Annotated in this window: 8 protein-coding genes and 1 pseudogene; 7 read left to right on the top strand and 2 right to left on the bottom strand. The window is 63.8% G+C overall.

Features of this window, described 5'->3' with window-relative positions; translation table 11 throughout:
• The first annotated feature begins 305 nt into the window (after positions 1 to 305).
• From HHL26_RS23745 to HHL26_RS23715, 7 genes are all read left to right on the top strand, one after another.
• On the top strand, positions 306 to 1,031 hold the full coding sequence (locus tag HHL26_RS23745) for a tetratricopeptide repeat protein (RefSeq protein WP_066555472.1): 726 nt from the start codon (positions 306 to 308) through the stop codon (positions 1,029 to 1,031).
• Positions 1,028 to 3,838: a response regulator gene (locus HHL26_RS23740; protein WP_066555470.1), complete on the top strand. Its 2,811-nt coding sequence runs from the start codon at positions 1,028 to 1,030 to the stop codon at positions 3,836 to 3,838. The genes HHL26_RS23745 and HHL26_RS23740 overlap by 4 nt, the downstream gene beginning before the upstream one ends.
• Complete coding sequence (locus tag HHL26_RS23735; RefSeq protein WP_066555468.1) at positions 3,835 to 4,212, top strand: Hpt domain-containing protein; 378 nt, start codon at positions 3,835 to 3,837, stop codon at positions 4,210 to 4,212. Before HHL26_RS23740 ends, HHL26_RS23735 begins: the two co-directional genes overlap by 4 nt.
• Before the next feature lie 26 nt (positions 4,213 to 4,238).
• Entirely contained in the window at positions 4,239 to 5,888 is a 1,650-nt protein-coding gene (locus tag HHL26_RS23730) for a Glu/Leu/Phe/Val dehydrogenase dimerization domain-containing protein (RefSeq protein ID WP_066555466.1), read from the top strand.
• Between the two features lie 56 nt (positions 5,889 to 5,944).
• Positions 5,945 to 7,114 carry a crosslink repair DNA glycosylase YcaQ family protein gene (locus HHL26_RS23725; protein ID WP_237229971.1) on the top strand — a complete coding sequence of 390 codons (1,170 nt, stop codon included), beginning with the start codon at positions 5,945 to 5,947 and terminating at the stop codon, positions 7,112 to 7,114.
• Between the two features lie 106 nt (positions 7,115 to 7,220).
• Positions 7,221 to 7,544, top strand: coding sequence for a hypothetical protein (locus tag HHL26_RS23720; RefSeq protein ID WP_066555462.1), 324 nt, complete (start codon positions 7,221 to 7,223; stop codon positions 7,542 to 7,544).
• Positions 7,545 to 7,664: 120 nt separating this feature from the next.
• Positions 7,665 to 8,714, top strand: a complete 1,050-nt coding sequence (locus tag HHL26_RS23715; protein WP_066555460.1) for an NADP(H)-dependent aldo-keto reductase — start codon at positions 7,665 to 7,667, stop codon at positions 8,712 to 8,714.
• Between the two features lie 290 nt (positions 8,715 to 9,004).
• On the opposite strand, the gene glcF is transcribed toward HHL26_RS23715, so the two are convergent.
• Complete coding sequence (gene glcF, locus HHL26_RS23710; RefSeq protein ID WP_066555456.1) at positions 9,005 to 10,309, bottom strand: glycolate oxidase subunit GlcF; 1,305 nt, start codon at positions 10,307 to 10,309, stop codon at positions 9,005 to 9,007.
• A 29-nt stretch (positions 10,310 to 10,338) separates the two neighbouring features.
• A pseudogene (locus tag HHL26_RS23705) lies at positions 10,339 to 10,446 on the bottom strand (IS5/IS1182 family transposase); the annotation flags it as partial.

Genomic DNA, 10,446 nt, shown 5'->3' with positions numbered 1-10,446 from the left:
TGGTTGCTCCTCCTCATGGTTGTGGCCGCTCGATACGGACCACGTCTTACCATCTGCGAGGAGCAGCCACCCCACCGACTCGGTGGTGAGCCCCAATCACCCCATCTGTTTGGAAATGCGCCTTTGGACGCATAGCCGCACCAGCCCTCTGAAAGATCGAGCCTTCCCGCCCTATCTGCGTTAATATGGTCCCTGCTCGTCCATTCTGGACTCGATCCGGCACGATATGCCGGAAAGGTGCCGTCATGTGGGGCCGGAGCGGAAAAACGGAACCCCGAAGAAAGGGGGGAAGCGCGTTTGTCGCCTTGGCCCCTTTTTGTGTCTGGCGAGCGTCGCTGGTTGGCCTGCTCCTTTTCTCCCTTCCATGCCTGGCGGGGCCCTTCGAGGACGCCGCCGCCGCCTACAGGCGCGGCGACTATGCCAATGCCATGCGCCTGTTTCAGTCGCTGGCGGATAATGGCGATCCGCGCGCGCAGAACAGCCTTGGCCGCATGTATCTTCGCGGTCAGGGCGCGGGGCAGGATTATAAGGAAGCGATGAAATGGTTTCGCCGCGCCGCGGCGCTGGGGGTGGCGGACGCCCAGTTCAATCTGGGCGAAATCTATCTGCGCGAATTCGGCGTCGAGCAGGATCTGGTGGAGGCCGCGCGATGGTACACCAGAGCGGCCGAACAAGGGCATATCGGCGCGCAATTCACGCTGGCGGTCCTTTACATGATCGGCCGGGGCGTCACCAGGAATCAGCTAAAGGCCGTCTATTGGTTCGAACGCGCCGCATCCCAGGGCAATGCCGACGCGCAAGTGCAGCTCGGCATTATCTACGGCGGCGGCCAGGGAGTGCCCCGAGATCCGGTAGCGGCGTATAAATGGTTCGCGCTGGGCCAGGCCAACGCCCGCGCGCCATCGCTCCGCACCAAGGCAAGCCAGAATATCGACCGTCTGTCGCGCAGCATGACGCCCGCGCAAATTGCGGAGGCGCAGCGTCAGGTCCGCGAATGGCAGCCCGTTCCTGCAAGGGGCGGTCAGTCATGAACGAACCTGCCCCCCTTCCCTCCGCCGCGCCAACGGCAACCGGTTCCGGGAACTGGTTGAAAGGTGGCGTGAAATATTGGTTCGCCCTGATGGTCGGGATCGTCAGCCTGCTGCTGACGGTGGGCGTATGGCAATGGCTTGTCATTGAACAGGGCCGGTCCACGGAAACCGAATTCACCCTGGAGGCCGAGCAGCGCGCTGAAGGCATCAAGCGGCAATTCTTCTCGGAAACCAGCGTGATCAGGGCTCTGCTGGGCTATTATCAGGCATCGGAGGATGTCGGCCCGGACGAGTTCAAGGCCTTTGCCAGCGTCTATCTGACCGGGCTGTCCAGCCTCGATTCCGTCCAATGGGTGCCCTATGTCCCCAGCGGCGAGCGCAAGGCGTGGGAGGATAAGGGCGCAAGCGCGAATGGCGGGACTTTCCGGTTCACCCAGCTCAATGCCCATGGGGCAACCGTCGGAGCGGAGCGGCGCGACGCCTATTTCCCGATATTCTACGCGGAATCCGCACTGGGCGGCGCACCGGAGATGCTGGGCTTCGACTGGGGATCTGACCCGTTCGCGCACGCGGCGATGCTGGCCGCCCGCGACAGCGGCGAAATCGCCGCCGCCGCCCATATCCGCATGCCGCAAATGGGCGACGATACGCCCCGCATCGCCGTCTTCGCGCCGGTCTATGACGGCGGGGAGCAGATCGCCGTCGATCAGCGGCGCGCGCATCTCACCGGCTTTGTGGTTGCCGTGCTGCGCATCGGTGACGTGATCCAGGGCGCGATCGATCTGATGCCCAGGAAGGGCGTGGACCTCTATCTGCTCGATTCCTCCGCCCCGGCGGCGCAGCGGGTGCTGCTGTCGATCATGGCGCCCGGAAGCAAGACGAAGCGGCGGCCCGGCGCCGGTCCGGCCATGGATTCGGACCTGTTCCATTCCAGCTCCCTGGTCATCGGCAACAGCGTCTTCACCATCTATACCGCGGCGACCGGCGCCTATGGCGACAAGCGGGCGGCAACCACGCCCACCATCGCGCTGGCCGGCGGTCTGGCCGTCACCCTGATCCTCTTCATCTATCTCATTTCGCTGGCCAACCAGCGGGCGCGCACCGAACAGGTGGTGGCCCAGCGCACGGCGGAGCTGCGCGGCGTCAACATGCGGCTGGAAGAACGGACGATCCAGCTGGAGGAATCCGAAACCGAATTGCGCGCGGCCAAGAACAGGGCGGAGGACGCGACCCGCGCCAAGAGCCAGTTCCTCGCCAATATGAGTCATGAGATCCGCACCCCCATGAACGGCGTCATCGGCGCGTCGGAACTGCTGAGCGATACCAGGCTGTCCGCATCGCAGCGCGAATATCTCACCATGATCACGCAATCGGCGGACGCGCTGCTCCATCTCATCAACGACATTCTCGACTTTTCGAAGATCGAGGCGGGGCGGCTGGAACTGGAGCATGTGGCCTTCAGCCTGCGCGACGAGCTGGCCGACACCTTGCAGGCCTTTGCCGGACGCGCCACCGAAAAGGGGATCGAACTCGCCTGCCATGTCGCGCTCGGCGTGCCCGATGCGCTGGAAGGCGACCCGCACCGGCTGCGGCAGGTGGTGATCAACCTCGTCGGCAACGCGCTGCGCTTCACCGAACGGGGGGAGGTGGTGATGGATGTGGCGGTCGAATGGATGGAGGGGCAGCAGGCCCGGCTGCACTTCGCGGTCAGCGACACCGGCCCCGGCATAGCGGCGGACAAGCAGAAACTGATCTTCGAAGCCTTTTCCCAGGCCGACACCTCCTTCACCCGCCGCTTCGGCGGCACGGGCCTTGGCCTCACCATCGCCTCGCAACTGGTGCAGTTGATGGGCGGACGGCTGGAACTGGATAGCACCATCGGCCGGGGCAGCGTCTTTCACTTCACCATCCCCTTCGCGCTGGCGCAGGGCGAACCGGCCAGCCAGCCAGCCGAACCGCCCTCGCTGCACGGCCTGCCGGTGCTGATCGTCGACGACAATGCGACCAACCGCCGCATATTGGACGAGATGATCCGCGGCTGGGGCATGAAGCCGCTGGTGGTCGAGAGCGGTCCGAAGGCGCTGACCGCGCTGCGCAACGCGGCCGGGATAGGCCGTCCCTTGCGGCTGGTGCTGCTCGACATGATGATGCCGGGCATGGACGGTTTTGCCGTCGCAAAGGAAATTGCGCGAGGCAGCGAGGCCGACCGTCCGGCGGTGATCATGCTCTCTTCCGCGCAGAAGGACGAGATGGCCCGCCGCACCTGGGCGACCGGCATTGCCGCCTTCCTGCTGAAGCCCATACGCCAGTCCGAACTGCTGGAGGCCATATTCGCCGTGCTGAAGGTGACGGTGAGCGAGGAAACGGTTCTGCCCGAGCCGGCGCCTCACGACCGCCCGTCGCTGCATGTGCTGGTCGCGGAGGACAATGCCGTCAACCAGCGCCTCGCGCTCCGCCTGCTGGAAAAGCGTGGGCACTGGGTGAAAATCGTCGGGGACGGTGCGCAGGCGGTCGAGGCGCTGGCGCAGGATCGTTTCGACGTGGTGCTGATGGACGTGCAGATGCCGGTGATGGACGGGTTCCAGGCCACGGCCGCCATTCGCGAACGGGAACGCGGCACCGGGGATCATGTCCCTATCGTGGCCATGACGGCGCATGCGATGCGCGGCGACCGCGAACGCTGCCTGAATGCGGGGATGGACGACTATATCTCCAAGCCGCTGCGGGCGGAGGATTTCTACGAGGTTGTGGAGGGGCGGTTCGCCAGCGCGGCGAAGCCCCATAGCGAGGAAGGGTCCGGGCCATGAGCACGCTTCTTGATTGGACCAAGGCGCTTAAGAATGCCGACGGCGACGAGGAGTTGCTGATCGAACTGGCAGGCGTCTTCATCGACGAATGCCCGGAGATGATGCGGCAGGTTCGCGCCGCGATCGACGGACGGAACGCGCAGGAGCTTCAGCGCACCGCGCACAGCCTGAAAGGATCGGCGCACATCTTCGCGGCATCCGAGGCGGGGGCCGCGGCTTTCCGCCTGGAAGAAATGGGCGCGGACAGCAATTTCCGGGACGTGGAGGACGGCTGGAACCTGTTGCGCTTCGAAATCGAAGGGCTGCTCGCAGAACTGGCCGCGCGGCTCGGCGGACGCAATTCGGATCAAGCCAGGAACACGCAAGATTCATGAGGTCTCAAGAGTTGAGGTGAAACGCCATGACGCACAAACGCATCACCGTCCTGCTGGTCGAGGATAATCCGGTCTATTCGCGGCTGATCGAGAAGCTGCTCGGCCGATCCGACAATCCGGTGTTCGAAACCGTGCTGGCCGGCACGCTGGGACAGGCGCTGGAACGGCTGGAGGTCGGCGGGATCGATGTGGTGCTGCTCGACCTGATGCTGCCGGACAGCACGGCGCTCGACACCTTCTATCGCGTCCGGGCGCATGACCTGCGCATCCCCGTCATCGTCCAGAGCGCGATGGACGATGTGGGGCTGGCCAGCAAGGCCGTGGAAGGCGGGGCGGAGGATTATCTGCTCAAGGACGGCATCAACAGCGCGACGCTGATCCGATCGATCCACTATGCGATGGAACGGACCCATGCGCGCGGGGCGGAATGGTCGTCGGCCATGCTCCACCTCGCCCAGCAACAATTTCTGAAGGCCGCCCATATCGCCGGGCTGGACCCCAATATCCGGCAACGCCTGCTGTTTCCCGAACGGACGCAGATCGCCGCCCTGCCCTTCAAGCGCGACGGCATCGATCAGGTCGAAACCGTCTTCGCCTATCGGGTACAGCATGTGTTGAACATGGGGCCGACCAAGGGCGGCCTGCGCTATCATCCCGACGTCAGCCTGGGCGAAGTCGCTGCCCTCTCCATGTGGATGACCTGGAAATGCGCCCTTGCGAAACTACCCTTCGGCGGGGCCAAGGGCGGGGTCAGGGTCGATCCCGCCGCGCTCAGCAAGGATGAGCTGGAACGGCTCACCCGCCGCTACACGTCGGAATTCATCGGCATGATCGGCCCCGACAAGGACATTCCGGCGCCCGACATGGGCACCGACGCGCAGGTCATGGCCTGGATCATGGACACTTATAGCGAGCATGTCGGCTATTCCGTCCCGTCGGTCGTGACGGGCAAGCCGGTGGTGCTGGGCGGATCGCTGGGCCGTCACGAAGCGACAGGGCGCGGTCTCGCCTATCTGGTGAGCGAAACATGCCGCCAGATCGGTCTTGACCTCAACGGCGCGACCGCGGTGGTGCAGGGGTTCGGCAATGTCGGGATGCATGCCGCCACCTTCCTGGCCGAAGCCGGAGCGAAGATCATCGGCATCAGCGACGTCAGCGTGGCGCTGCACAACCCCAAGGGGCTGCCGATCGATCTGCTGAAAAACCATGTCCGCCAGCACCGGCAGCTTTTCGGCTGCCCCTATGGCGAGATCATTCCCAGCCGCGACCTGCTGGAACTGCATTGCGACATATTGGCGCCTTGCGCCTTGCAGAACCAGATCACCGCCGAAAATTCCTCGCGGATCAACTGCCGGATCGTGGCGGAGGGCGCCAATGGTCCCACGACGCTGGAGGCCGACGACATGCTGCAAGCGCGCGGCATCATCGTGCTGCCCGACATATTGGCCAATGCCGGCGGCGTCATCGTATCCTATTTCGAATGGGTGCAGGGGCTTCAGAACCTGACCTGGCCGCTGGAGGAGATCAACCTGCGCATGCGCGACATATTGACCGACGCCCTGGCCCGCACGCAGCGCCGCGCCCAGGCGGAAAAGGTCGACCTGCGCACCGCCGCCATGATCGAGGCCTTGAGCCGTGTCGGTGCGGCCAATCATTTGCGCGGCCTGTTCCCATGAGCGGCCACAGCGGGTTTGGGATTGTCACCGTCGGCAGCGCCCTCTAGCCTGTGCCAGTGACGAAGATCGAGCGTATAGGGCTGCCGCTGGCGAGGCGCATCGCCCTTTCAGCCCAAGGCTTCGGCGCCAAGCGAAGCGAAACTCCGCGGCCCATCCATCTCCAGCGAATCCTGGACAGGCTGCACCTGCATCAGATCGACAGCGTCAATATTCTGGCCCGGGCGCACTATCTGCCGGCATTTTCGCGATTGGGCGCCTATGACCGTGCCGATCTCGACACTCTGGCCTGGGGTGCGGGCCGGCGGCGGAAGCTGTTCGAATATTGGGCGCATGAAGCATCTCTGCTGCCCTTCGCCATGCACCCCTTCCTGCGCTGGCGCATGGCGCAGGCCGATCGCGGCGAAGCTGGGTGGGGCCGGATGCGCCTCTACGCGACCGAGCGGCGGGCGGAGGCGATGGCGCTGCTCGACCGGATCAGAGTGGACGGCCCTTTGGCGACATCGGACTTCGAAGCGCATAAGGGGCAGTCGGGCTGGTGGGAATGGAGCGACACCAAGCGGGCGCTCGAATGGCTTTTCTGGGCGGGACACATCACGACAGCCACCCGCCGCCGCAGTTTCGAGCGGGTCTATGACCTGACCGAGCGGGTCATTCCGGACAATATCCTCGCCCTGCCGACCCCGACGGAGGCCGAGGCGCACCGCGCCCTGATCGAGCGCGCGGCGGCGGCGCACGGCATCGCGACCGAGCGCGAGCTGCGCGACTATTTCCGCCAATCGCCCGAGGAGGCCCGCCCCGCCATCCATGCGCTTGCCGAGGAGGGCGTGCTGATCCCGGTGGAGGTGCCCGGCTGGAGACATGCCTGGTTGCACCGCGACGCCCGCCGACCACGGCGGATCGAGGCGCAGGCACTGCTCGCGCCGTTCGACCCGCTGATCTGGGAGCGCGACCGGGCCGAGCGGCTCTTCGGCTTCCGCTACCGGATAGAAATCTACGTTCCGGCAGAGAAGCGGCTGCATGGATATTATGTGCTGCCCTTCCTGCTGGGCGACCAATTGGTTGCGCGGGTGGACCTCAAGGCGGATCGCCATGCATCCAGGCTGATCGTGCAATCGGTCCACCTCGAACCCGATGCCCCCGATCATAGCCGCGACGCCTTGCAGTCCGAACTGGCCAACATAGCGAATTGGCTGAACCTGGAAGCGGTCCATCCACTCGCGCCATGACTTTCGCTTGCAGGCGGGCGCCCGGACCGCCGCTCGTCGCAAATCGGTTGCCTTGTTCCGGCCGCCGCGCAAATAGCTGGTGCAAGAAAAAAGGGGACGCATGGTCATGAAGCTTGGTTCGTTCATTTGCGCGGTGATGATGGGTGCGTCGCTATTGCCGGGTGCGGCGCTGGCTGACGATCCGCATGATCCCACGATGCGCAGCGCCGCGGCGCGGGCACGCGACAGCGCGATCATCAAGCGAATGAACCAGCAGCAGCTCGCCTATGTGCGCGAGCGCGACGCCAGGAACAGGCAAAGCTATCGCGTGCGGCAAAGCGACCGCGACGCCTATGCCGAAGCCCGCGCCGATTATGCGCGCGAGATGGCGGCCTGGCGCCGCGCAGTGGCCGCCTGCAATGCGGGCCGCTGGGAATATTGCGACAACTGAGCCGGCCGACGCCGTCGGCGGACTTCAAAGCAGCCGCGCTCAACGCTCTATCAAATTATCTTGAGTGACCCGCTTTCGTCAGCCGTTATGGAGGGGCCGAAATCTGGTTAGGGGTCGACTATGGAATATCGCATATTGGGGCGCACCGGGATCAGGGTCAGCCTGATCTGCCTGGGCACCATGACCTGGGGCTCGCAAAATAGCGAGGCGCAGGCCCATGCGCAGCTCGACCATGCCTTTGGCGAGGGCGTCAATTTCATCGACACCGCCGAAGCCTATCCGGTGACGCCAGTGGCCCGCGAAACGCAGTTCCTGACCGAAACCTATATCGGCAACTGGATCGCTGGCCGTGGACGCCGCGATGACATCGTGCTCGCCACGAAGGTCGCCGGTCCCACGCGCGATCCGGTGCGGGAGTTTCGCGGCGGCAACAACCGGCTCGACCGCCGCAATATCGAGCAGGCGGTGGAGGACAGCCTGCGCCGGCTGCGCACCGACTATATCGATCTGTATCAGGTGCATTGGCCCGACCGGCCCGTGCCCGCCTTCGGGGTGCGCGGGCTGACCCGGCTGGCCGACACGGCCGAAACGGTTCCGATCGAGGAAACGCTGGGCGCGCTGGCCGATCTGGTGCGGGCGGGGAAGATCCGCCATTTCGGCGTCTCCAATGAAACGCCGTGGGGCGTGTCGGAATATCTGCGCCTGTCGCGGGAAAAGGCGCTGCCGCGCGTCGCATCGATCCAGAACGCCTATAATCTGCTCAACCGCACCTTCGAATATGGCTTGTCGGAATTTGCGCTGCGCGAACAGGTGTCGCTGCTTGCTTATTCCCCTCTGGCGGGCGGCAATCTCACCGGCAAATATCTGGGCGGGCGGATTCCCAAGGGATCGCGCCGCGACGTCAGCCGCCAGTTCGTGCGCTACGACCTGCCCGGCCAGGCGACGGCCTCGGCCCGTTATGTCGCCGTCGCGCAGGCTTATGGGCTGGATCCGGCGCAACTGGCGCTGGCCTTCGTCAACAGCCGGCCCTTCGTCACCTCCACGATCATCGGCGCGACATCGCTGGATCAGCTCAAGATCGACATCGGCAGCATCTACATCCAACTGGAAGAGGATGCCCTGGCCGCGATCGAAGCGATTCATCGCGACCTGCCCGACCCCTGCCCCTAAGTCCAATTAAGCTGGCCATTATTTGAGCGGCGTGACGATCGTGAAGCGCCGCTCAACAGTTTGGCAGAAGCCATAGATCGCCGCGCAATACGCGTTGGTCACGAACGATCCTCCGTTCCTAAGCCCCCTCCCAAGGATTTTTCGGGAAGGGGCAATATGCACATCAATCGTCTGCTGTTCTGCAATGTCGCGCTGTTGACGATGCAATGGAAGGAGGTCGATCTGAAAAAGTGACGCTGCTGTCGCTCTGGTGTCGGACGAAGTCGAGAAGAGCTATCAGAAAGTAATAATCATGCTCCCTTGAATCCCTGATAAAGCGACGGTGGTTCAGGTCCGCCAGTGGCCCAATCCAGCAATTCAACGGTATGTACCACAGACAGCGTCGTTCGGTTGCCGATCTGCATGGAGCAGCCGATATTGCCGGATGCGATAATATCTGGGGCCAGCCGCTCGATGTGCGAAACCTTCCTATCCCCAAGTTGATCTGCAATCGTCGGCTGAAGAATATTGTACACTCCGGCAGATCCGCAGCACAGATGCGCCTCAGCCGGGGTAACGACTTTGTAGCCTGCCTTGATGAGCAAGGTCTTTGGTGCCTCATTCAGACGCTGCCCATGCTGAAGCGAGCAAGCAGAATGATAAGCGACGGTTAGGCCGCGCGGCGTGGCGGCCGGCAAATCCGTCTCCGCCAGCAACTCGGTGATATCCTTGGCGATGGCTGATATGCGCTCAGCCTTGTCCGAATAGGCTGGATCGTTTCGCAGCATGAAGCCATAATCCTTGACGGTGGTGCCACAGCCAGATGTGGTGACCACGATGGCGCACAGTCCCTTCCCCTCCAGTTCATGGGTCCAGGCATCTATATTGCGCCGTGCCGCCGCCATGCTGGCCTGTTCCCGCCCCATGTGGTGCACTAATGCTCCGCAACAACCCTCGCCTCGCGCGAACACCACCTCATAACCGCAGCGATTGAGCAGCCGAACGGCGGCGGCGCGGATTTCGGGCTTCAGCACCGGTTCGGCGCACCCCTGGAGAAGGATCACCCGACCCTTGGCGTCCGGAACCACCGATGGCTTGTCCTGCGGTTTTGGCGCCTTCTTAGCGGGCGCCATCGTCAGCATCGCCGCCAACGGTCGCAGCGTTTCTGCCTGTCCCAGGAGCGGCGCCGCAAAACGAGCAGCGCGAGCCAGCGCAAGAGCGAAGCGAAATCGCCGGGGATAGGGGAGCACCGACGCCAGCACCCCCCGGATCAGACGCTCGAGCAAGGGCCGCCGGTATCGGGCCTCAATATAGGCCCGGGCATGATCGACCAGGTGCATATAATTCACGCTGGATGGACAGGTCGTCATACATGACAGGCACGAAAGGCACCGATCAACATGCTTCACCACCTCGGGCGTCGGCTGCCGTTGATTTTCCAGCATGTCCTTCATCAGATAGATGCGGCCGCGGGGTGAATCGAGTTCGTTCCCCAGCAAGACATAGGTCGGGCAAGTCGCTGTGCAAAAACCACAGCGCACGCATCTGCGAATTACGGCTTCTGAGGACGCCGTTGCCGGATCGGCCAACTGTGCCGGGGAGAAGCTAGTCTGCATAGGCGTCCTTTAAGAGCCTGTCTTGAATCTCATGCGTAACGAGCGATGCGTCGGATGAGGACGATGGCAGCGGCGGCATAGAGAAGCGCGGTTGCGGATTTGATAGTCCGCTCGAAGTCTTTGGCGAGGCGACGATT

Origin of the sequence: Sphingobium sp. TB-6 (assembly GCF_012927365.1) — a bacterium.
Taxonomy (GTDB): Bacteria; Pseudomonadota; Alphaproteobacteria; order Sphingomonadales; family Sphingomonadaceae; genus Sphingobium.
The sequence above is the reverse complement of the archived record's forward strand: the minus strand, read 5'-3'. Positions and strand labels throughout refer to the sequence as shown.

Bases quoted from the DNA above. Each gene is read 5' to 3' on its own strand.
- HHL26_RS23740 (WP_066555470.1), top strand. From the start codon at position 1,028: ATGAACGAACCTGCCCCCCTTCCCTCCGCCGCGCCAACGGCAACCGGT.
- HHL26_RS23735 (WP_066555468.1), top strand. From the start codon at position 3,835: ATGAGCACGCTTCTTGATTGGACCAAGGCGCTTAAGAATGCCGACGGC.
- HHL26_RS23730 (WP_066555466.1), top strand. From the start codon at position 4,239: ATGACGCACAAACGCATCACCGTCCTGCTGGTCGAGGATAATCCGGTC.
- HHL26_RS23720 (WP_066555462.1), top strand. From the start codon at position 7,221: ATGAAGCTTGGTTCGTTCATTTGCGCGGTGATGATGGGTGCGTCGCTA.
- HHL26_RS23715 (WP_066555460.1), top strand. From the start codon at position 7,665: ATGGAATATCGCATATTGGGGCGCACCGGGATCAGGGTCAGCCTGATC.
- glcF (WP_066555456.1), bottom strand. From the start codon at position 10,309: ATGCAGACTAGCTTCTCCCCGGCACAGTTGGCCGATCCGGCAACGGCG.